The sequence below is a fragment of the Desulfosarcina variabilis str. Montpellier genome, assembly GCF_048565275.1.
Classification (GTDB): Bacteria; Desulfobacterota; Desulfobacteria; order Desulfobacterales; family Desulfosarcinaceae; genus Desulfosarcina; species Desulfosarcina variabilis.
This window is the reverse complement of record NZ_CP159846.1, coordinates 8,634,846-8,658,351: the sequence shown is the minus strand read 5'-3', so window position 1 is coordinate 8,658,351 and position 23,506 is coordinate 8,634,846. Positions and strand designations below refer to the sequence as shown.

Sequence of the window (23,506 nt, the reverse complement as noted above, 5' to 3'; positions counted from 1 at the left end):
CTTACACCCGGCACCCATCCAACAGGGGATCAATGGTTTCCCACTGGTCGGCCGACCAGATGCTTTTCATCAAAGACGAGGCGTTGGTTTCTCCAAGAACCGGGGCGGTCAGCCAGAGGAATTTGGCCTCCAGATCGCCGTCCGTCGGCAGGGTATCCGGCGGCTCCCACGGGGCCTGGATGCGGCCCGAAGAAAAGGTCCGGCCGTCCGAGGTCTCCACGATGACTTCAGCCGGCGCCTTGGCCGGGAATTCAGCCTCGAATTCCGGCGCCGCTTCGGTGGATACCCGATTCATCAGGGACAACAGGTCTGGGTCGTGAAGGCGCGGCGGTAATACCTGGTTGGGCCCCACCGCGCCATCCAACAGGGCGGCGGCCACGGGAAACGCCAGGCTGTACTGGGCTGCTTCGGTATCTTTTGGGGGATCATTGGGCAGGCGGGTGGCCGCTTCGAAGGTGCGTACGCGGATGCGCCTGATCTGGTCGGGCATCAATTGTTGGTCGTGAGCGATGGCCAGTGCGCCAACAACCGCCGGCTGGCCCCAGCGGCAGGCCGCATGGGGCTTGAAATAAAGGTTGAGAATTTCCCAGCGGCTTCCCAGGCCGCCCACCCAGTCAGGGTCCGGGGCGTCGTCGAACAACGGCCGGATACCGGTGAATCCGGCACCGGCCATAAGCGCGGACATTACTGCCGCCATGCAGCCCCAGCCGATGCCGTCCTTGCCCATGGACGGGGTGTCGATGCCTTTCATCATGGGGGCGATGGGCGCATGGTATTCGGCGGTTCCCATGGCGTGACAGACCTTTTCTGGAGAAAATCCCAAAAGCCTGGCCACCGCAGCGGCTCCTGCAATGGCCCCCCAACTGCCGGATGCGTGGTAGCATGCATAGGTGGCATGACGGATCAAACCGGCGCGGATACCCAGCTCGTAGGCGATCACCAGGGTGGTGAGAAACTCACGGCCATTGCAGGCGCCGGCCAGTTCGGCACCGGCCAATACCGGCGGCAGGGCGCATGCACCGGGATGCCCCTTGACGTTGCGATAGCCGTCGTCAATGTCCAGGGCATTAACGAAAAAACCATTGGCTAGGGCAGCCCCGGCAGCGGATACACGCTTTCCGGAAACTAAAATGGTGGCCTGGTCGCCGGCGAACTGCTGCCGGGCAATCGATTCAACCAGGCCGGCCACCGGTGTCTGCGATCCGGCGATCAGAGCGCCCAGGGTGTCCAGAAGACAGCGTATGGCCTGATGCCGGACCTTGACGGGCAGATCCGCCCAGTGGGTCCGCAGGGTGAAATCAATGGCATGATCGGTCAGTGAGTCCATTGGAGCGCGCGCTTGATCAAATCAAGCCTTTCTCTTTTAAAAAGCCCTCGGCTACGGTGGTGACGGATTTTTTGTCGACGTCGACCTGGGCGTTCAATGCACTCATGGTCGTATCGTCGAACAATGCAGAGAGTTTGTTGAGATGGTCGGCCAGATCCGGGTGCGCGGCCAGGGTTTCCTTGCGAACGGTCGGCGTAATAGCATACGCGGGAAAGAAATTCTTGGTATCTTTCAACACACTGAAGTTGAAAGCCGGAATGCGGCCGTCCGTGGCAAACACCAGCCCTACGTCCACGTCACCATCTTTGAGTGCCTTGTAGACCAACCCCGTGTCCATACGCTTGATGGCTGAGCGGGGAAACTTGAACCCGTAGGCTTTTTGCAGCGGCTTTAATCCATCGTCGCGCTTGTAAAATTCAATATTGCACCCCAGGGTTAATTCTTCACCGGCATTGAGTTTAGTCGCCAGATCTTCCAGCGACATGAGCCCTTTTGCCTTGGCATCGGCCTGGCGCACCGCCAGCGCATAGGTATTATTGGCTTTTGAGGCGTCAAGCCAGACGATACCGATTTTCTCATCTTTGGCCTTGACCGCCTGATAGATCGCTTCTCCCGGCTGATTGGCGAACTTGTTTTTGTGAAACGTCAGAAACGCCGTGCCCGTGTACTCCCAGTACAGATCCACCTGCTTGTTTTCCAGGGCTTCGCGTACCAGGGATGTGCCCATACCGGTTTTCATCTCGACCGTATACCCCTTGCTGGTTAAATACTGGCCGGTAATTTCAGCCAGCAGCAATTGCTCGGTAAACCCCTTGCCACCGACCACGATGGAGGCTGCCGAGGCCGTTTGCACGAAAAACGCAAGGGTCATCAGCATCACGGCAAGGCCGAAAAACTTCATTTCATTCTTCACGAGTCTCTCCTTTTTATATTTTTTATTATTCTGCGAAACGTTGGGGGTTAACCCCCTTGGGCAGCAGCCAGTATTGGAGCTTGGACAAGACAAAGTCCGTGACAATAGCCAGTGCGGCAACGGACAGGGAGCCGATCAACAGCGAATTGAACTCATTGAGCTGGATGCCGGTGAAAATATATTCTCCCAGACTGTCGGCAGCAATGAGGGTAATCAGAGGACTGGTGCCTACATTCAAGGCAAAACCGGTGCGGATGCCCGCCGAGATCACGTAGCTGGCATTGGGAATCTGAATTTTCCACAGAATCTGTCCATCGGTCATGCCCTGTCCCCGGGCCGCTTCGATCATGTGCTCGGGCACCTCCCGGATGCCTTGGAACGTGTTACGCACCACGGGCAGAATGGTGACGGTCAAAAGGCCGATAAAAGCGGATTTGAATCCAAGCCCGGTAAGGGTCATGATGATGGCCAGAATCGCCAGGGTGGGCACCGCCGAAAGGATATTGAAGCTCTGGGCAAAGGCCTGGGAATATCGTTTAAACCAGGGGCGGGTCATAAGAATGCCGGCCGCGATTCCCAACATGGAGGCCGTGATTCCCGAGGCAAAGACGATGTAAATATTTTGCCGGACCAGGTAAATCCAGTCTTCGTAGGACGCCGTGAATTCATCGATCAATCCTGTTGATTCCGAAAGCACGCCAAACAGGTAGACCAGGGCCAACAACAGATACAACAAAAACGTCTTGCTTCTTTGAATGAGCTGGATGATGGTGTTCATGTCTCGATCCTAAACGATTTTATCGCCTACCTTACGAGGCGTTTCTCCGAGAAGACTGGCGATGATGTGCTGGGTGATATATCCTTTATAAATGCCCTCATCGTCCACCACGGGCATCCAGTCTGTTGCATGGGCATACATTTGCGATACGGCGTCATGCAGGTTGTCGTTCTCATTGATCATGCCAGGGATGGGATCGATAAAGTCAGCGACCATCCCGTTGCGGACGCCTTTGGCCTCTTCGCTGGTAACATAACCCCTCGCACGTCCTCGCGGACCGACCACGACGGCAATGTGGGCTTTGCGGTCGCTCATTTTGTTGGCCGCCGCTTCCATTGTGTCCTCGGGCTTGAGAACCATGCGGAAGGGCATCATGGCCCGGGTGACCTTAAGGAGTTTGAGCCGTTTCAAGGCGCGATCCGTGCCGACAAATTCTTTGACGAAGCTGTTGGCCGGGTTGGCCAGGATTTCGTCCGGTGTATCGCACTGTTCGAGAACACCTTCCCGAAAGATGGCGATCTTGTCTCCCATTTTAATGGCTTCGTCGATGTCGTGGCTGACAAACAGAACGGTTTTGCCCAGCTCCGCGTTCATTTTTAGAAATTCATCCTGGATCACCTCGCGGTTGATGGGATCGATGGCGCCAAAGGGCTCATCCATGAGCATCACCGGTGGATCTGCGGCCAGCGCCCGAATCACGCCGATACGCTGCTGTTGCCCGCCGGAAAGCTCCCGTGGGTATCGCTTTAAAAAGATTTTCGGGTCCAGGTTGACCATCTCCATCAGTTCACAGGCTTTCTCGCGGCTCTTTTTTTTGTCCATCTTCAACAGGTCCGGCACCACACAGATATTGGCCTCGATGGTCATGTTGGGGAACAAGCCGATCTGCTGGATCACGTAGCCGATTTTTCGACGCAGGGCGATGGGGTCCATACTGTCGATATCCTGCTCATCGATGTAGATTTTCCCGGAGGTCTTGGGGATCAGCTTGTTGATCATCTTCAGTGCCGTGGTTTTACCGCATCCCGATGGTCCCAGGAAAATGCAAATCTCTCCCTTGCCGACTTCCATGGAAACATTGTTGGCGGCGATCACCGGCTCTTTGCCCGGTACCTCGAAATGTTTGGTCAAATTTTCAAGCCGAATCATGACGTCTCCCCACTCAAGCCTTTTGGTGTCAACATTTTTTGGATGAAAAGAAACAGGTAGTCCGCGATAATCGCCAGCAAAGACACGGCCAGTGCCCCCACGATCAGTTTGGTGCTGTTGGTGCCGGTGATTCCCTCGTTGATGATGGTTCCCAAACCGCCCGCACCAATGTAAACGGCGATGGTGGCCACGGCAATATTCATGACCACGGCCATGCGTACGCCGGCCATGATCACGGGTACCGCCAGCGGGATTTCTACCTTGGCCAAGCGCTGCCAGTCACTCATGCCCATGCCTTTGGCTGCCTCGCGAAGGGCGGGATCGATATTGTTGATGGCGGTGTGCGTGTTGCGGATGATGGGCAACTGGGAGTACAGAAAAATGGCGATGGCCGCCGGCCAGAACCCGATTCCCCGGTTGACCAGTGATAGTATTGGAATCATCAGACCAAACATGGCAACCGATGGGATGGTGATGACGACCGAGGCGGCATACAGGACGGCATCGGCAAGTTTTTTATCTTTGGTAATGAGAATTCCGATGGGGACGCCGGTCAGGATGGCAACGCCCACCGATATGCTCACCAGATAAAGATGCTCGATGGTCAACCGCAGTATGGTGGGAAAATTGCTGATCACATATTGAAAAATTTCTTCCATGGGGCACCTGCAATCCGTCGGGTTTCGATGTTGCCAAGGGATCGGTGAACTAAGATTCGACGAACATCCCTGGCTCCGGGCCAAGCGTGCTGCCGTATTTTTCTAACAATCAGGCAGGTCGTTTTTATTCAACAATGTCCAATGTCTTTTCTATCTGTGCTGAACAAAGCAACAATATCGAATGATGGCTTTCGACATGCTTTTTCGAAAGCCTTGATCTGGACCGTTTGATTTGCTTGTTGGATAAATAAATATTTGTGCGATTGGACGAATTCAGTATAGATCAACCATCTGGTTTCGTCAAATTGCCCTGAAGATCACCGGCAGGGCAATCGCATGTAGATTTCCGGGTTGCCTTTCTTCCCGAAAGTAGAGCATTCTCTGAATACCAAATGGTGGTAGGATAACAATTGAAACATCGTAAAATATACTTTCACTTTCGGGTTGAAAGACACCTAATCGCTAATCGTACTGCCAGTCCTCCTTGAGATAATAGTAGGTCAGTACGGGGTGCATGACCGTATTGATCTCATCGTGCTTGACCTGCATCAAGTCCTTGCCGAACACGCAGGCAGCCCGAAACACCTCGGCTGTTAAAAACGAGGTGTTGATTCCATCCAGAGACATCTCAGCCATGCGTTTTTCTACATACCCCTTTTTCAGGCTTTTGGTGGCCAGGACAAACCCCCAATCGCCAAAGCTTTCCACATTCACATGGTAGTTGACCGTGTTCAATCCCGCGGCGGCCACTGTGCGACTGATGCACCAGTAACTCTCGCGGGCGAAAAACGGGCTGGTGGCCTGCACGGCAACGGCTCCGCCATCAGTGAGCAGACGCCTGACCTTGCTGTAGAATCCTTTGGTGTAAAGCTTGTTGAGTTCAATCGTGGACGGGTCGGGCAGATCGATGAAGATGGTATCGTAAGGCTGTTTGGCGTGGGTCAAAAATTTGTCCGCATCGATATTGATGACATTCAGCCTCGCCACTTTTTCGACATCCGGCAACTTTTCATCGGTCTGCTTCCCGTTTTCCTGGAACAGGTCGTACCCCTCGCCCGTCTCGACGCCCAAGGCATCGACAACACGAACCCGCGCATCGTCAAAAGCGCCGCCGTTGAGTTGCCGCAGGACCGGATGGGTGGCGCTCAGCCGGACCATATCCGGATCCAGGTCGACCAGATCCACGGACTGCACATCCTTGTACTTGAGCACTTCCCGCAGGGTCATGCCGTCGCCGCCGCCTAGAATCAGTACTTTTTTTCGGGAGGCGGCCACCTGCATGGCCGGGTGTACCAGTGATTCGTGATACCGGGCCTCGTCCGTGGTGCTGTACTGAATGTGACCGTTGATGTAGAAGCGATATTCATCAAGGGTCGGGTTGTGGGTGACGACCAGGTGCTGATACCGCGTGGTGTTACTGTACACGATACGATCGTCATACAAGTACTGTTCGAGTTTGATATTCCAGTCGCGATTGTACGTGTATCCGGTCACCAGGGAGGCAAAGACCAAAAGGGACGCAACCAGCAAACCGCCGATGCGTTGGATGCGGCCCTGCCGGTAAAAATAGACAAAGGCCAGCATGGCCGGGACGAAGTTGAGGGTGGCGGCGATAAAACTGCTCTCGGTCAGTGGCACATAGCGCAATAGCACAAATGCGAAAAAGAGCGCACCGGCGAGGCTGCCAAAGTAGTCGGCGCTGAGGATATAGTCCAGGTTGATTTTCAGCTCACAGGTGTAATCCCGGTTGATGCGGGTGACCACGGGAATCTCGAGGCCGATCAGAAACCCGATGCACATGATAAAGCCATACTGCACCAGCATGAAATGGTTGGCCATGTAAGCATAGGCTGCATAAATGCTAAGGGGTGACCAGGCGCCGACCAGCGCCAGGGTGATCTCGATACCGATGAAGGCCTGGACCAGATTCTTGTCACCGATAACGAACCGCTGGGCCTTGCTGCCGATGCCCATCATGAAAAGCATCAGGCCGATCACCACGGCCCATTGCTCGATGGCGTTCCCCAGAATGAAGGCGGCAACCGTTGCCTGGATATACTCCAGCACCAGACCGCACGCACCGGTTAAAAACGTACAGGTGACGAGCAGCAGACGGGCCCAGGCAATGGCGGCTTTGCCGTCGGCGGTGACGCCATTTGTTGTCCTCACTATTGTCCTTCCAGAAATAGGCAAACGCGGTTCTCCAGAAAGCTCCCAACAAGGTTGTTTTGTATAAGGGCGCAGGAAAAAAATAATTACTCCATCTTGCTTGTCCTTGTGCCCGTCTACGGCGTTCCATCCACCGGCACAGATTCCAAATATGCACCGGCGGATGCGCCTTGTAGACGAACGCAAATCCGGCGCAATCTGGTGTAATTATTTTTTACCTGCACCCTAAGTGTTAAGTGGTGGATCAGATCTGATTTTATATAGGAATCGATAGGATGCCTTTCCTTAACACTTTAAACTTAACACTGGCCCATAGACCAGTTAAATCATGCTACTATGCTGGAACAGATGTCAGCTGGAGCTTTCCGGAGAACCGGTTAGGCAAATTGGTCATTTCTGGATGGGCACTACCTACAGGCTCGCCGCAACCACCAGCGCCACCAGAATATTCACTGCCGCACCGACAGTGACGCCGGCTACATTACGCTTGTCTTCCACTGTCTCCCGGACCGTGGCGTGGGTCAGGAGTATAAGATCGAAAACGAAGCTGAACAACACCAGTAACACCAGGCTTACCAGCATGTATGCCAAAAAGAGGATCACATCGTTGATCAGTCCCAAACTCGGGCCCAGGATATTGGCACGAATAATGATACCCAGCGGGATCAGCACCCCGGCCAGAAACACGCCCGCAGCGATATTACCGTTTTCAATCTCGCTGCGGATGTTGAATCTGGTGAAATAGGTTTCGATAATCCATCCGATCACGAGCAATGTCGTCTGCCCGATTAAAAACCAAATGAGCGCACCGAGCGACCCCCGAACCAGATCCATCCCGTCGCCGGCAAACACCCCCCAGAGGATCAGCCCGGTGGCCACGTAATTGGCCGACTCGACAAGGCCCACCGCCAAATTGCCGTTTTTACAGTGTTCATCGTTATCGATATGGCCCATCATTACCACGTCATTGATATACCGGCAGGCAAATGCAAAGACAACGATCAGGGCGCCATCCACCACCAAGGTTAATACGTCGTAGCCGAAACCGGCTCCGCCACCAGTGAGCGCGCCGGAGAATCCGAAACCGAACATGGTCAGCAGGCCGAGGCGGCGGACGCCCACGGCCATGTTGCCGTTGTCGATTTCCTTGAGATCGTCGATTTGTGCGGTCCGCCAGTCGGCAATGCACCAGGCGAGATAGGCAAAGCCGCTACATATCAGCACATAGACCAGCCCGCTGCCCATGATGATGAAAGCCTTATTCAATTGATCCATGGCAAAAGCTCCTTCTGATAAAATAAAACGCCCCTGTGTCATACCCAAGGTGAATGGTTCGCTTTTAGCCATTAGCTTTAAGATAAAACGGTTCAATATCCTTTTTAATGCTAATCGCTAACAGTTAACCGCTTAAGTGTGTCCTATTTACCACGGCTGCCCGGTCCACGCCCGCGGACACCACCGGCAGCGGACCGGATATTGGCCGGTGCCGCCTTAATGCCGCCCTGGCTGGCAAAGGTGGATGATCGATAATTTGGGTCATTGCGAACCATGGATCCGTTCGTGCCGTATATGGTTGACCCGTCGGTATTTTTTCCGTAGTAGGGGGTGCGACCCCGGTAGTCCCGGCGCCAACGGTCCCAGTCGTTGTAATAATAGCGGTTGCCTCCCAGCATGGCGTTGAGGAAGGCATAGCGGCCATAAAAGGCCCAAAAACGGTTGCCCGCCGAATCCTGTTGCCAGCGTCCGTATTGTTTATTGCCCACATAGGCCATGCCGGGTGGCATGGCCGCTTGCATGGCCTCGTCGGCATACATGCCGTAAGGTTTGGACAGAATGTCCATGCCCATGTTGTCGATGTTCTCGGCAAAAACATCCTCATCCACCGCCTCCCAGTCGGTTTCACGCTTCTGTCCGTTTTCGATGATTCGGTAACGGTGATAGTACAGGATCTCCCAATCGTTTACCCAGAAGACAGCGCTATCGTCTCCCTGTGGGGCGCGTTTGTCGCTGTCGATGTTTAGCGACCGCCACATGTTCTGTGGAATGCGCGGCCGCGGCCGGTATAACCCTGAGGCGATATCGCCGGTTTGTTTAGACAGGTACTCGAACGTTGCCTGGTCGACCGGCCGCGGCGGGTAAATGAAGTTGGTCTCGCGGGGATAGTCGTAGTAGTTGTCCCAGCTTGTTCTGCCGATGGTGACAGTATAGACATGCTTCATGTCGATCAGCCGCTTGGTATAGCTTCGGTTGAGTTCGCCGAGGCGTTGCTTCACCGCGTTGGCGGACTTCTCCATGGCCTCCCGCTGCTGCTCGACTTGATGGAGGCCGTCGGCAATGATGGCATAGTTGGTGTCTGTTGCCGTGGTTTGGGCCTTGGCGCGGCCCAGTGCCTCGAGCGCATCGGTGTGGATTTTCTTTAAGCCGTTGAAGCGCTCGGCGATATCCTCCTCCTTGTTCCAGCCGTGGGTCTTGCTGTCGGCCGTCGCCTGATCGGCAAGCGGCCGGATCTCGGCGACCATGGATTTCATTTCGGCCACCTGCGCCTCGGCTTTGGCGATGTGCGATGGGGCATCCGCCATGAGGTTGTGCAGTAAACGAATCTGGCTGTTCGGCTGTCTGGACTTCTGCAACGCCACGGCGAGCCGGCGTCTGAGTTGAATAATCTTGGAGCGGAGCTTGCCCTCGTCTTCCGGCTGGTTCGCATCCAGGATCTGTTCGATTTCAGTCCAGACGGCCTTTGCCGAGTCGAGTTCGGCAAGCGCCGCCGCATACTGGTCCGGCCAGCCGTAGGTTGCCTCATAACGCGCGAAAGGCTCGAATTCCGGTGTGTCTTTCCAGGCCATGTACTTGTCCCGGCTGGTCTTGATCCGGGACCTGGCGTTTTGCATGTCCTGTTGGCGCGTTTTTGCCTCGCGTTTGAGATCCCTGTCGATGCCGCACGCAACCAGCAGCAAAAAGGCGACGATTATGGCACACCACCGTCGACAGGTCATGAGGCCTCCTTCGCACCGGATGCGGCCAACACCTCGATGGTGTCTGGATCGACCGATAGACAGTGCCAGATCTCGTAGTCGTCGGCCTTCTCCCCGCCGCCCCATTCCTCGATGGTCAGCATTTCGCCGTCTTTGGCTTCGAACTCATAGATCCAGGCTTTTTCCCCGTTGCGCTTGCCGGCCGGTACATACTTGGCTGCCCAGTCATCGTCGTACCAGAAATCCTTGCCGTTGTACTTGATCCCGTCTCCGGAATCCATTTCTTCCAGATCGTCCTCGTCGATGGCCTCCCCGGCCTCGTCGGCCAGCTCCGCCCACTTTAGCTTTTTGGTACTGACACTGGCGCTGACGACCTGATCCTCCTCGTCCCATTCCAATAGAATGATCTGTCCGGTGCGCAGGTTGCGCAGACGATACTCATGGGACGTATACCCCAGTTTTTTGCGGTACTTTTCATCCCATTCATCATAGCGGCCGCCGGCCATGACGTGACACACATCGCCGTCCAGGCGAACGAATCCGCCCGGGGCGATATCCTTGATGGAATAGTTGAACCGCCGGCTGGGCGGTATACGGTTGTCGCGGGTCAACGTGCGGATCGCATCCAGACGAGCCTGCACGCTTTTCAAATAGGCGAACTCCATAGAAACGCTCCTTCGGGTTATGATTTTTTCCCTTGGAAAGCGGCTGCGGCATCGGCGCGTGAGCGAAGCACCGCATTCATCTCATTGAGCTTGTTGGAGGACAAACCGGCCACCTTGATGGTGTTGGTGCACACCTCGGTCAGCGCCTGGGCGGCAAATTCATACTTGTTGCATGCCTCCTGTAAAAAGGCGATATTCTTATCCATACGCGCCGCCTGCTGGGCACTGGCCACAACGGCCTGGCCCACCTGCTCGGCCGTGTCGACCATGGTCTGGCCGATGGCATCCTGCATCATATTGGCCACCTGCATGGTCTGCATCTGTTGTGCCGCCGCCGCCCGCACGGCCAGTGCACCGGCCACCCCGCCGAGCAACGTGCTGGTGGTGCGAATCACCCGTCCCACATGGCGGGCATTGCGAACGGTCAGGCCGCCCCCGTACCGTGTCTGCAGGTTCATGTTGTCCAGTTGTTGGTTGTCGACCACCGCGGTGGCCAGATCCGCCGTCAGCATGGTGATGTTCTCGCGGGCCATGGGATCGGTGACCGATTCCAGCTTTTCCATGATCGCTTTCCAGGCCAACTGGCCCCAATAGATCTCTTCGTGCAGCGGCGGTTGGCAGTCCTTGAGCGTGTTGCAAATGGTGATCAGTTCCGCGGCATGCAGGTTGACCGCCTCGCCGTGTTTGCGCAGGTGGTTTTGCAGCCCTGTAATCGTAGAACGGGTAGTCTCCCGGCGCTCGTAGATCACCGTGAGAATTTCTTCGCCTTTGGGCAGGCGTTTGATGGTTTTCTTGAAAATTCGGCCCACCTTTTCGGTGATGCACTCCTCCTGGGCCACCATGGCAGGATTGATCTGGTCGATCTGCATTTTGAGCTGCATCATGGTGCCCTGGAACGTGTCATCGCCGTCGGTGTTGATATCCTTGAGCACCGTACCGATCGCCGTATCGAAAAGAGACACCTGGGTGTCGATCAGGTTGCGGGCACCAGATCCGAGGTCGAAAATGCGGTCGCCAAGCTCGAAATTGGAGGGATCGCTGACCACCGCTTCGGCAAACTGGCCTGCATCCTGGCCGATTTCCTGATCCTTGGCGTCATCGAGATGGGCAGGTCGCACCGGCACAATGTGATCGGGCGTCTGGACCTGGGTCAGCGGCCCCTGTCCATCATACTCGGCCACTTCCAGTGTTTCGGGGACTTGTGATTGGTCGACGGTCTGTTTAATCTGTTTGATTTCAGTTGCTTCGCCTGCTGTTGGCATGGATTGACTTTCTCCCTTACATAAATATGTCGATGAATTTTCCTGCGCCATTATACGCCGCTAAGGTTCATTTTAATAAAATTGGCCACCGTATCGAATTCATCCATTTCGTTGCGTTCGATGATGTCCGCGCCACGCACCGCATGATCATTCAGTTCCTTGAGCAGATTGATCAGCTGCGGTTCGCGCTCCTGGCGGTTGGTTTCCGACATGTCACAATACTCTTTGAGTTTTCGAAAAAGGTGGCTTTCGCTGGCCCGGCGCAGTTCGTAGGTCAGGGCATGGTCCGGGTAACGTTCCATCATTTTGGGAACGATATCGCGAAACGTGTCTACAATTTGTTCGCAAAGCTGAACCACCTCATCGCTGACAAGGTGAATTTGATCGCGCACAAAAACGTTAAAGGCGACCAGCCCTTCGATGGCATCTTCAGGGCGGACCGGTGGTGGCGGTGGTGTCAGGATCGATTCAACCGCCGCCGCCGCCTCCTTGGATTTGCCTTTTTTTCTTAGATAGTAGATAACGAACCCACCAACCAGGACAATCGCGATGGCGCAACCAAGGATGATTTTCAGCATGGGGCCTCTCTAAATGGCTTGATGGACGGCATTCGGTGCCGCTCTGCAAATGGCGAATCCTGCCGATTTATAGATGGCCGTGAATGATGTCCTTAAAAGACGGTTAAAAACGGTGTTTCGTTCGGTGGAAATAAAACGAAAATATATGGATTTAATCATCAAGTAGCAGGTGTGTCAATTCTCATAGGATTTAGAAACAGGGTCACCAATGATAAGGATGCGCTTGCCCATTGATTCATTTACTTCTGGAACTGGTTTACATGATTGGATCGAAACACCTCCTTGACATTAATATGTTTTCCCCGTTACCTTTTTTTCTGCAGACGTTATAAAAACGAATATGCAGAAAAAATGCAAGTGGGTCAACCACGAGAGTTCCTTCCCACGCGGCTGAAAGCCAAAATAAAAGCCGCCTGCGCAACGTATCATTTAAATGCTAAAGGAGTTATCGCAATGAGTCTGAAAACCGTGCAAACCGATAAAGCCCCTGCAGCCATTGGCCCCTATTCTCAGGCTGTGGTAGCACCACCCTTTGTTTTTGTCAGTGGACAGTTGGGGTTGGACCCAGCTACCGGTGACCTGGTGAGCCAGGATTTGGAGCGACAGGCCAGACAGGCCCTGGAAAACCTCAACCAGATTTTGCTGGCCGCCGGTAGCAACCTTGAGCGAACCACAGCCGTGGACGTGTTTCTCACCGACATGGAACAGTTTGCCGCTTTCAACGCCATTTATGCGGAATATTTTACCATGCATAAACCCGCCCGTGCGGCCATTGAAGTAAGCGCTCTGCCAAAGGGGGCGCGTGTTGAGATCAAATGCACGGCGCTGGTGGGATAGACCCTGGCCATCCCTTTGCTAAGAGCCTGTTTGATAAATCCGTCTAAGGACCGCTACCGGCGTTGGAAACTGTCTCAAAATGTTCACATATACCATATATGCTCCGCTTTCGAGCCACTTTCCGCCTTGTCATCGGGCCTGATCCAGACTTCTCAAACAGGCCCTAAAGTATGGCGGATAGGAACTTGGCAATCTTGATGGCTGTGTTCAAGACATTAGGCGTTATGTCTCCAACGGCCTTTGCCGCCTCTTTCAGGCCTTCTATGGTGATTTTAAGGAAACCGGTGTTTGGCTCACTCTTTGACAATTCTTTAGCAACCGCTTCAGCGGATTGGACTACTCGTTCACCATCCTCTGGTCGCTGACCTGTGACTTGCTGAAGGGCTATTCTCAGCTACAACATTTCCTCCGGTCATAATAACTCTCTCATTGTCAAGGAGGCGGAGAACAACGACACGGTCATCACGGGAAGAGCTTTGATCGCGCCCGGCAATCGTTATATGCTTCTCAAATGGAGCGGTGCCCGGCATTATGTAGAGACAAAAGAAGGACCCCTGGTTAGCCGCTACCGGCCATCAGTAGATGTTCTTTTCCGCTCGACAGCGTGTTATGCGGGGGCCAATGCCGTTGGCGTGATCATGACTGGAATGGGCGACGATGGCGCACAGAGGCTATTGGGAATGAAAACAGCCGGCGCCTATACCATTGCCCAGGACGAGGCTTCCTGTGTTGTATTCGGCATGCCTGCGGAAGCGATCAAGCGTGGCGCCGCCGCCAAGGTGATGCCACTGGACGACATTACTCAGGAAGTCCTGCGTTTTTGTTTGTAAGCGCAAGCAAAAAATACTTTTACTTCTCACTTTCCTATTCCTTGACAATCCTGCCTGCCGCAGAATCTTGCAAAGAATGTATATAATTGACCATGGTCAATGACTATGGTACGAACCATTTGGAGTCTTTTAGATCCTGATCGAATTGCATCCAATGATAAACATCTTATCGCTGCGGCAAAAGATTATCAGATTTTACCAAATTGATTAGAAAATCATATGAAACTAATTGATTATGTGGTCAGTCATAATAGGAGATTGGTTTCTCCTGTTGGTGGAGGAAGTGCAAAGAGGTTCCATGCGCAAATTGACACCTCTAATATGACTCCTGAAGAAGAAATTGCTCAATGGCTGCATTTCCAGACTAAAGAATATGGGCATGATTTTGTCATTTCCAGTATACCCTATATCGATATTTGTAAATATTTTGGTTTAAAAACGTATATTGACAAATTCAAAACTGAACATGTCTGCTTGGGCCAGATCAATAGCAGGAATGATTTGTTAAAAATCAAGGGTTCCAGATCCTTCGAAGCTTTCATGGCAAACCCATATATAAAAGCTGTAAAAGAATTTAAAAAGTTATCCACAACTGCGATAGGATCAGGCGGTTTTGGGCCGATAACGATGACGAGTTATGTGTTGGGGGTAGATCGGTTTTTAAGAGAATGCATAAAAAATCCTGTATTTATACAGGAAATCATAAGCTTTTTTGCAGAATTAATTATAGAAATTGCTTACAAAGGTGAAAGAAATGGAGCAGATTTTTTGTGGGTTGGAGAACCAGTCGTAGTGATGTTATCTCAGAAACATTTCGAAGCGTCAGCTCAATATGTAAAAAAAATTTTTGGTAATACTCCTTTGCCGGGCTTTCTACATGTTCCAGGAGAGACAAATCACCTAATTGATGAATTTGTAAAAACTGGAGCGCAATGTTTGAGTTTAGATCATCATGTTGACATGAAAACAGTCGCCTACACAATTCCTCCAGATATTGTAACGCTTGGAAACATAGATACAATTTCAATGGCATTGGATGATGTTGAGAAAATAGAAAAACAAGTAATTGAGTTGAACGAAAAGATTAAAAATTTTCCTAATTTTATTGTTAGTTCAGGCGGCGGTATTATAGATGACACGCCTGAAAAAAATTTAAGCGTATTGTTTGATGTCACAAGCCGTTTTCCAGCTTACAATAAAGAACAATACAATCAAATAAATGATCTATGGAGAATGATAGCTGCAAACGATTGGGATCTATTCAATAACTATATTTCGGAAAAAAATGTGTCAAATAAAATAATAAATGTATGTCGTGATGAAGCTTGTGAATATTTGAATTTTCAACTGGAAAATAATAAGATAGATCTTGAATCTTACAATAATAGAATCAAAGCAATCAATTTGACAGCTTGCAAAAATACCGGTTTGTTTCCATTAAGGAATAATGGGATGCGATCGACAATGGAATGTGTTAAAATTCCTCAGGCGTTGCAATCGAAAGGGACTCCTATGGAAAAAATTCTGATTGTTGAAGACAGCCGGGTATTTTTAAACCTTATTAGTAAAAACATTACCGGTAAGTTCGGTTATGAGTGTGTCACCGCCGGCACCTTTGAGGCTGCCAGGCAAATTTTGGAGGAACAATCCGACCCGTTCCTGATGGCTGTTTTAGATCTGAACCTGCCTGATGCACCCAACGGTGAGATCGTTGAGCTCGTCGTTTCCAGGGGTATTCCCGCAATCGTGTTGACGGCCCTGATAAACGACGATATCCGGGACCAGATTATGTCTCAAGAGGTCTTCGACTATATCATCAAGGAGGGGCCCCAATCTATCGGACTACTGACGGATACCATCCGGCGATACGTCAGGAATCAGGCGATTTTCATACTGGTGGTGGACGATTCCAAAGTAACGCGGTCGCTTACACGAAGGATGCTTGAAAAACAGAATTATCAGGTAATAGAATCCGGTGATGGAAAAGAAGCACTGCAGAGGCTGAAGGAAAACCCTCAGATACGGCTCGTGATTACCGATTATCAAATGCCCGCCATGGATGGTTTCGAGCTTACCGCCGAGATACGAAAGAAAATCCCCAAAGACGAGATGGCGGTTATCGGCATGTCAGCTGCGGGAAACCCGGTGCTTTCCGCAAAATTTCTGCAAAACGGCGCGAATGATTTCGTAAGCAAACCCTACCATGAAGAAGAATTCGCATGGCGCATCAACCAGAACATAGAAATGCTCGAAAACATCATGAAATTGAAAGATGCCGCCATTAAGGATCACTTGACCGGCCTATACAACCGGCGATACTTTTTCAACACTGCAGAAAAATTCTATGAAAACGCAAAACGCAAAAACCTATACATTGGCATCGGAATGATCGATATTGATCATTTCAAAACCATTAATGATACATACGGGCATGCTGCCGGAGATCAGGTGCTTCAACACCTTTCACAGATATTGAAATCCAGTTTTCGTGCTTCCGATATCGTGGCCCGCTACGGTGGTGAGGAATTTATCGTGCTGACCGCCAATATGGTTGCAGAAAGATATTCTGTTCATTTTGAGCAACTCCGAAAAAAAATTGCTGGAAGTCCGGCGAAGACTAATTCCGGAGACATTCAAGCGACCATTTCTGCTGGCCTGACGACACGCTTGGGAACTTCCCTGAAAGACATGTTAAAAGAAGCCGATGATCTGCTTTATCAGGCCAAGGCGGCGGGGCGAAATAGGGTTGTGGTAAAGTTATCCCCGGAAGGGGACAAGTCCGCCCTTGGCTCAATTGAGCGCAGGTAAAAAACTGAATTTTATGCAACGTTAGGTGTATCGATGAACCTTGTCTCGGTCAATTTGGTGGCCCTCATCCTGTAACGTCACGCTATTTCCCCATTCCACTGGCTCCGACGCTCCAGTGCTGGAGCGTCGGGGCGTGCACCGCTGTTCACCTATCAAACACGCCCTCTCAGGATATTGGTCCCGCCGAATCGATGATGAACATCGGTTTGTGTAGAAAACTTCAGACGACGCAATCCACCACATTGCCCAGCTTCGATACCATTAGATTTTTCAGCGCCCTCAAAGGCCGGGCAGCAGACACATCAGCGCGACGGCCGCAGGTACGCCCCCCAATAGCCGAGACCCACGAAGACAGCCCCACCGATGACATTTCCGATGGTCACGGGAATCAGGTTCTTGACCACAAACGCCCCCCAGGTGATGCTTGACGCATCGATTCCATCCGGGGCCAGGCCAGTCCAGCGGCTGAGGAAAATGCCCACCGGGATGAAATACATATTCGCGATGCAGTGCTCGAAGCCGATCGCCACGAATCCCATAATAGGAAAGAAAATCGCAAAAATTTTACTGATCGTCTGGCGGGCCGCCAGTGCCATCCACACTGCCAGGCAAACCATCCAATTGCAGCCGATGGCGCGTACAAACGCCTCTGTGGGGGACAGATTCACCTTGGCATAGGCGGTTTTCAGCGCGACCATGCCTAATGCGCCATTGCCCGTCTTCCAGAGCCCCGAGGCGTAGAACAGGAGCGCCAGTAGAATGGAGCCGATGAAGTTGGCGAAATAGACCAGCCCCCACTTGCCGAGCACTTTCTGCCAGGTTGTACGCCCGGTAATGACGCTGGAAACCATCAGATTGTTGCCTGTGAACAGTTCCGCTCCGGCGATGACTACCAGCATGAGACCGAGGCTGAAGGCGGCCCCGGTGACCAGCTTCTTTAATCCAAGCCCCATGGAGGGCGCCATGTCGAACGTTACCGATGCGGAGAACAGGCCACCGAAGCCGATATAGGCTCCCGCCATTACTCCAAGCACGAACAATGACAGCCACGGGGATGTCGCCTTGGCGACGCCTACCGTCTGGGCTACGGTCTCGGCGATGATTTTGGGCCCTTTGTCATCCAGGCTCTGGGTGGGAAATTTCTCCATGAATTTTTCGAAAAGCCCCAAGGCCTTTTTCTCTTGAAGCAGTTTTGCCGAAATGGCCTTGGTCACGGCCGCCGAAATCTCTTCGGGTGTAAACGGCTTGGGCAGGTAGTCCATGACGCCCCGTTTCATGGCTTCGGTAGCGCGGTCCACGGAAGGGTAGCCGCTGATCATCACCACCGCCGATTCGGGTGCGTGGGTCTGAAGCTGTGAGACCACGTTCATGCCGTCCAGCTCCGGCATCTGCCAGTCACACAGGATCACCGTGTAGGCCTTGTTTCTTGCCAGTTCGAGGCCATCCAGCGGGTTCGTGGTCGTCGTCACCTCGAATCCCTCCTGAGTAAAAATGCGCTGGCAGGACGCCAGCACCGCCGTATCGTCGTCTATGATCAACATCGTCTGTGCCATTTTCCTCTCCTTCCCGATTTAGCAAATATTGACGGTCTTACCTGCTTGTATTGTGCACTGCCAGCAGCAGCTCCTCCGGCGTAAACGGTTTGGCGATGTGGTTATCCGCTCCCAGACGACGGCCGTTGGCGATGGTCTCAACGGTCGAATAGCCGCTCATCATCAGGATCGGCATATCTGGGCGTATCTGCCGGGCACGGGTAATCATCTCAAACCCGTCCCGGCCGGGCATTTTGATGTCGGTGAGCATCAGATCGAAATCAATGCCGGCAAGGAGCGCCGTTCCTTTTTCGACAGTGCTCGCTGTATGGATTTCAATGCTTTCTGCCTCCAGCACCCGCCGGCAGCTTTTGATCACAATGGCATTGTCATCGACGATCAACACTCTCATCGCTGGACCTCCAGGAGTTGCCCGACTCATCTTCCACGGGGTGGATAGGCAGCCAGATGGTAAAGGTGGCACCCGAACCGGGTTTAGATTTGACCGTGATGGTTCCGCCATGCCGCTGAATGATTCCTGCGGATACGGCCAACCCTAATCCCGTGCCTTTTCCCACGGCTTTGGTCGTGAAAAAGGGATCGAACAGCTTGTCCATGTGATCGGGCAGAATACCGCTGCCTGTGTCGGTGACACTGATCTGAACACTGCCGTCGTGATTTGCACCGGCCATGCAGGTCTGGATTTCGATATGGTCACCGGCGGTCGTGGCATCGATGGCATTGAGCAGCATATTGATCAGCACGCTCTGGCACTGATTCCGGTCGAGGACCAGAATCGGTAGATCTGTCCCCGGCTTGAAAACCAGATCGATTCCCTTGATCAGCGCCTGGTTTTCCATTAAACGGACGCTGTCTTCCACCAGCAGGTTGATATCCATGGCCGTGGGGGTAAGTTCCGTCTGGCGGGAAAAATCAAGCAGGCTTTTAACGATCGTGCGGACCCGTTCGGTCTGTTCAGCAACGACTGCCAGATCCTCGCGCACCGCCTCGGGCAGGTCCGGCCGGCGCAGAATCATATGGGTGAAGGTCAGCACCGCGGTCAGGGGATTGTTGATCTCATGGGCTACCCCGGCGGCCAGCTTGCCGACGGTGGCCTGCTTTTCCGATTGAATCAGACGGGTTTCGCTCTCCTTGCGCTGCAGCTTTTCCCGCTCACGCAACGCCTCGACCATGACCATGAACTTCTTTTGCAATTGACCGATGTCATCGCTGGAGATCGGTCCGATATCCGGGTTGAGGTTGCCGCTAGAGATTTCCGAGCTGGCACGGATCAGATAGCTCACGGGCTGCATGATGCGTCCGGTGAACAGCCAGCTGAGTACAATCGCGAGAATGACCCCCGCCAGGGTGATGCTTGCGAGAATGGCAATCGCTTGATTGCGAATGTCCACGTATTTGGACTCCAGCACCCCCACATACAGCATCCCCACCCGATAGCCGTCGATATCGGCAAGCGGCTCGTAGGCGGTGATGTACCAGTCTTCCAGGACCTGGGCACGGTCGGTCCACTTTTTCCCTTCGCCCAGTACCTGCCGGGCGACCGCGGATGAGGAAAAGGTTCCCAGCGCGCGCTTCCCCGACGGGTCCTTAACGCTTGTCGCCACCCGGAGGTCATTAAAGAAGATCGTTGCCGTGCCCACATGATGATTTTTGTAGATTTCGTTTTTGAAAACGGTTTCGCCGATCTTGTCGACAATGGTGGTGTCGCCATTGAGCAGGAAGCCGCCATACAGAACGCCGATCATGCGGTCATCGAGGGTGATGGGAACGGCCGCACCGATGGTCAAACCGGCTTCATCCGGATGTGCAGCCAGCCGGGTGACCGGGCTCCCGGCGATGGGGCTGCCACCGTCAAGGGACAGGTGTGGATTCTCAGCCCGCAATTGCTCGCCATTCAAGACAACGGTACCCGCAATGGTTCGGCGGTGTTCCAGCGCACGCCGAACCAGCGGATTGTCACTGGGCATGCCATCCGGTGCCGCACCGGATGCGCTGCGGTAGATAACCCGGCCCTGATCGTCGGCGATGCCGAGAAAATCCATTTGAATCCGATCGGCCAGGGCCTGGACCGAGGCCGGAACCAACGCGGGGGCGCCGGCCTGCATGGCCATCGTCAGGGCCGGTGCGGATGTCATGGCCTCCAGGACCAGCCGGGCGGTGTTGACCCGATCGTCGTAGATCACCCGGGCGACATTCAGATCCTGCCGAATGCGGTTGTTGGCTTCGTCAAGGACCGACTGGTATAGCAGATTGCCGCCGACCAGGATCGATATCAGGCCGACGAGCAGCGAAACGGCAATCAGGCTGGCGATCAATTTGAACCGTATGGAATGGATTTGCATGGCTGTCCGTAAACGATGATCGGTTCACACGAATTCTGATCGTTCCAATTCCCCGGGGAGCTTGGACAGGGGGGCCGGCAGACGGTGAACGACATGCCCGCCGTCAAACCGACACAACCCTTAAATGCAAAACCTGCGCCTTGCCAGAAAGTGAGAGATCGAATGGTAGTCGATTGCGTATGATCCAATCTGGATGAGGAACCCGCAATCATCAGTGTTTACGGAAGAATCCGTGCAAATAGTCAATAGGAACGGTGCTGCCGCTATGAGTCGAAAAGGGATTGGAATCCGGCTGGTAAAAATATTACGGACAGCGATTCCGATGGAATAAAGGTGAAGAGACGTCAGAAATATTTGCAGGTTGATAAAAGTTTTGCCATCGGAAAAATTTATATTGCCCTGAGAAACAATAGTAATAAAAAATTGGACCGCTATAAAAACTTTTGACAGATGAGAGTTTTAGTTTTCTGAGTATTTTTTATTTGACCACTTTTGCTTATCGGATAAAATTCAGATTTACTTTGAAGCTTGGATTTCGCTTGTATCAACCATGCGTTTCATGAATTAAAAATGGAGCAATTCGTCAAAACGAATGCTTAAGGAGCTTTTGCGTAGCGGCAGCGTAGCAAAAGTCCCGCTTAAAGCAAAGGTTGTGTGCCGGGCACGGCACACGTCTTAAAAGTGAGCCAAGCATATCAGTAGGTTGTACGGCTTGGCAAGTCTTAGACCCAGCCCGATTGAGGCGAAGGGTGTAGCGGTATGGCAACTGGGTCTCCGGTAACGGTGCCTGGGGAGGAAGCCGCCTTGCTGCGGTAGGGCAGCCGCGAAGGTACGGGGTTACGAACAGAAACCGAGTACCCGACAGCGGGATCTTCAGCAGGCGCGCGTTTGTTGGACCAGCCGGATGCACAAGGTTAAGTCCTCTATCCATTTTGCCTCTTCCAAAAAAGTTTCGCTGCCAACCGCTATGGATCGAGTCCATTTGGTATGCCTTAAAAAGCCACTGCAACCAGCGATGACGATCCTTGACATACTTGAGCAAAAATTCCCTTTTATGACATCGGTGGGTGATATGCCAAATATGCCCTGGTATGTAATGCAGGTGTGTCCGCGCCAAAGGCGCCCCCCCTATATCGCGCTTTTTAATGCCCAAAAAGGCGATATTGCCCTATAAAATAGGGTGGTTTTTATGGTATTCGCAATCTAACAAATCGCGCGGCATACGGAAAAAGGCGGGTAGCGATGAAAAGGTCCCTGCACTGGTCAAGTCGTCTGTATCCTCTTGTATTTATGATGCTCTTGACTTACAAGGGGCTGCTCACTATATTTCGTTTTGGAAAAAGCAAGATCTTGTCCCTTTTAGCAGGAGAACGAATGAAGATTAAGTTAATATATCCGCGATGGAAAAAGCTTGATGGCCAGACGACTTTTAATCTTCCGCCTCATGGCCCTGCGGTTTTTTCAGCAGCACTTCCTGACGATGTAGAGATCGAATTTATTGATGAAAATCTGGAATCTGTTGAATTTGTTGATAATGCTGATATTGTCGGCATTTCGATGATGCTGACCACGCAGGTTAAACGAGGCTGGAAAATTGCTGACCGTTTTCGCGCCATGGGTAAAAAAGTTATTTTCGGCGGAATTTCAACAATGCTGCATGCTGAAGAAACAATGGAGCATGCTGACTCTGTCTTTCTCGGAGAAGCTGAAGGAAGGATGGAACAGGTTCTTAAAGATTTTAAGAACAATGAACTTAAACCTCTATATAACTACATGAATGACCGTCCTCCTATTGAGATCGTTGGTCCCGCGCGGAGGAGCATCTATAACAGGGATTTTTATTATCATAAAGGCGTGCAGATGGTGGATCTTGTACACGCGTCAAGAGGCTGTAAATTCAACTGCTATCCGTGCGCTGTTGCTTACCTGGGCGGCAGGGAATTCAGGCCGCGTCCTATTGATAAAGCGGTTGAGGAGATAGCGCTTGCGGATAACAAGAGATTTTTTTTAGTGGATAATTCACTGGCACAGGATAAACAATGGCTGATGGACCTTTTTAAAGAGCTTATTCCTCTCAACGTGAGCTGGTGCAGTCATACAATTATGGATGATCCTGATGTTCTTGATCTTGCAGCCCAGGCAGGTTCATGGTATGTTTATCAGGCTGTTTTTAATACTTCTGATTATATCAAAGAAAGAATTAAAAGATATCACGATTACGGCATTGGCGTTGAAGGAACAATTCTTCTCGGGCTTGATGATCATACTGAAGATTATATTAAGCGTTTGATTGATTTTCTACTTGAAATTGATCTTGACCTTGCAGAATTCACAGTTCTTGCTCCTTTTCCGCATACAAAAGCATGGGACGACCTAAGAAAACAGAAACGTATTTTCAACACAGACTGGGATGATTATAATGCGGGAAAGGTAGTATACCAGCCGAAGCACATGAGCCCTGGACGTCTTCAGGAACTTTATTACTATGCCTGGGATACTTTCTATAAAGATGAGAATCAGTCATTAAAAATGTATAAACTGTTAAGAAAAGTTACTGAGCGAGAGTATTCTCTGGGAACATACCGTCCCAGAAGAAGAGATCTCATTAACAGAAGTTTTAGTAAAAAAGTTGTTAGAGGCTGAGATACTAAATATCGTTCTACC

19 protein-coding genes are annotated in these 23,506 nt (G+C 52.1%); 5 read left to right on the top strand and 14 right to left on the bottom strand.

The features are described from left to right. Position 1: 1 nt before the first annotated feature. From Dvar_RS39025 to Dvar_RS38975, 11 genes are all read right to left on the bottom strand, one after another. Positions 2-1,327: an MmgE/PrpD family protein gene (locus Dvar_RS39025; protein WP_419658861.1), complete on the bottom strand. Its 1,326-nt coding sequence runs from the start codon at positions 1,325-1,327 to the stop codon at positions 2-4. Positions 1,328-1,343: 16 nt separating this feature from the next. Further along, on the bottom strand, positions 1,344-2,240 hold the full coding sequence (locus tag Dvar_RS39020) for a glycine betaine ABC transporter substrate-binding protein (protein WP_419658860.1): 897 nt from the start codon (positions 2,238-2,240) through the stop codon (positions 1,344-1,346). A gap of 25 nt (positions 2,241-2,265) precedes the next feature. Continuing rightward, positions 2,266-3,018, bottom strand: a complete 753-nt coding sequence (locus Dvar_RS39015; protein WP_419658859.1) for an ABC transporter permease — start codon at positions 3,016-3,018, stop codon at positions 2,266-2,268. Positions 3,019-3,027: 9 nt separating this feature from the next. Beyond that, complete coding sequence (locus Dvar_RS39010) at positions 3,028-4,167, bottom strand: ABC transporter ATP-binding protein (protein ID WP_419658858.1); 1,140 nt, start codon at positions 4,165-4,167, stop codon at positions 3,028-3,030. After that, on the bottom strand, positions 4,164-4,826 hold the full coding sequence (locus Dvar_RS39005) for an ABC transporter permease (RefSeq protein ID WP_419658857.1): 663 nt from the start codon (positions 4,824-4,826) through the stop codon (positions 4,164-4,166). The genes Dvar_RS39010 and Dvar_RS39005 overlap by 4 nt, the downstream gene beginning before the upstream one ends. A 462-nt stretch (positions 4,827-5,288) precedes the next feature. Then, positions 5,289-6,995: a polyamine aminopropyltransferase gene (locus Dvar_RS39000; protein WP_419658856.1), complete on the bottom strand. Its 1,707-nt coding sequence runs from the start codon at positions 6,993-6,995 to the stop codon at positions 5,289-5,291. Between the two features lie 411 nt (positions 6,996-7,406). Beyond that, positions 7,407-8,270, bottom strand: a complete 864-nt coding sequence (locus tag Dvar_RS38995; RefSeq protein WP_419658855.1) for a DUF350 domain-containing protein — start codon at positions 8,268-8,270, stop codon at positions 7,407-7,409. 143 nt (positions 8,271-8,413) lie between these two features. After that, the gene (locus Dvar_RS38990) at positions 8,414-9,988 is read right to left on the bottom strand and encodes a hypothetical protein (RefSeq protein WP_419658854.1); all 1,575 of its coding nucleotides are present in this window, start codon (positions 9,986-9,988) and stop codon (positions 8,414-8,416) included. Next, the gene (locus Dvar_RS38985; protein ID WP_419658853.1) at positions 9,985-10,632 is read right to left on the bottom strand and encodes a DUF4178 domain-containing protein; all 648 of its coding nucleotides are present in this window, start codon (positions 10,630-10,632) and stop codon (positions 9,985-9,987) included. Before Dvar_RS38985 ends, Dvar_RS38990 begins: the two co-directional genes overlap by 4 nt. A 17-nt stretch (positions 10,633-10,649) precedes the next feature. Further along, positions 10,650-11,894 (bottom strand): tellurite resistance protein, encoded by a 1,245-nt coding sequence (locus Dvar_RS38980; RefSeq protein WP_419658852.1) that lies wholly within the window; start codon positions 11,892-11,894, stop codon positions 10,650-10,652. A gap of 50 nt (positions 11,895-11,944) precedes the next feature. After that, positions 11,945-12,472, bottom strand: coding sequence for a hypothetical protein (locus Dvar_RS38975; protein ID WP_419658851.1), 528 nt, complete (start codon positions 12,470-12,472; stop codon positions 11,945-11,947). A 453-nt stretch (positions 12,473-12,925) separates the two neighbouring features. Between Dvar_RS38975 and Dvar_RS38970 the strand changes: the two genes are divergently transcribed. From Dvar_RS38970 to Dvar_RS38955, 4 genes are all read left to right on the top strand, one after another. Further along, positions 12,926-13,309, top strand: a complete 384-nt coding sequence (locus tag Dvar_RS38970) for a Rid family detoxifying hydrolase (RefSeq protein ID WP_419658850.1) — start codon at positions 12,926-12,928, stop codon at positions 13,307-13,309. Between the two features lie 386 nt (positions 13,310-13,695). Then, complete coding sequence (locus Dvar_RS38965) at positions 13,696-14,139, top strand: chemotaxis protein CheB (protein WP_419664225.1); 444 nt, start codon at positions 13,696-13,698, stop codon at positions 14,137-14,139. 219 nt (positions 14,140-14,358) lie between these two features. Then, complete coding sequence (locus tag Dvar_RS38960; RefSeq protein WP_419658849.1) at positions 14,359-16,947, top strand: diguanylate cyclase; 2,589 nt, start codon at positions 14,359-14,361, stop codon at positions 16,945-16,947. A 115-nt stretch (positions 16,948-17,062) separates the two neighbouring features. Continuing rightward, positions 17,063-17,161, top strand: coding sequence for a type II toxin-antitoxin system YoeB family toxin (locus Dvar_RS38955; protein ID WP_419664224.1), 99 nt, complete (start codon positions 17,063-17,065; stop codon positions 17,159-17,161). An 88-nt stretch (positions 17,162-17,249) separates the two neighbouring features. On the opposite strand, the gene Dvar_RS38950 is transcribed toward Dvar_RS38955, so the two are convergent. From Dvar_RS38950 to Dvar_RS38940, 3 genes are read right to left on the bottom strand one after another with little or no spacing between them, the layout of a single operon-like run. Beyond that, on the bottom strand, positions 17,250-18,500 hold the full coding sequence (locus tag Dvar_RS38950) for a formate/nitrite family transporter (protein WP_419658848.1): 1,251 nt from the start codon (positions 18,498-18,500) through the stop codon (positions 17,250-17,252). A 37-nt stretch (positions 18,501-18,537) separates the two neighbouring features. After that, positions 18,538-18,891 (bottom strand): response regulator, encoded by a 354-nt coding sequence (locus Dvar_RS38945; RefSeq protein WP_419658847.1) that lies wholly within the window; start codon positions 18,889-18,891, stop codon positions 18,538-18,540. Next, positions 18,869-20,842 carry a sensor histidine kinase gene (locus Dvar_RS38940; RefSeq protein ID WP_419658846.1) on the bottom strand — a complete coding sequence of 658 codons (1,974 nt, stop codon included), beginning with the start codon at positions 20,840-20,842 and terminating at the stop codon, positions 18,869-18,871. Before Dvar_RS38940 ends, Dvar_RS38945 begins: the two co-directional genes overlap by 23 nt. A gap of 1,374 nt (positions 20,843-22,216) precedes the next feature. Here Dvar_RS38940 and Dvar_RS38935 point away from each other — a divergent pair. Then, positions 22,217-23,485 (top strand): B12-binding domain-containing radical SAM protein, encoded by a 1,269-nt coding sequence (locus Dvar_RS38935; protein WP_419658845.1) that lies wholly within the window; start codon positions 22,217-22,219, stop codon positions 23,483-23,485. Positions 23,486-23,506 lie beyond the last annotated feature (21 nt).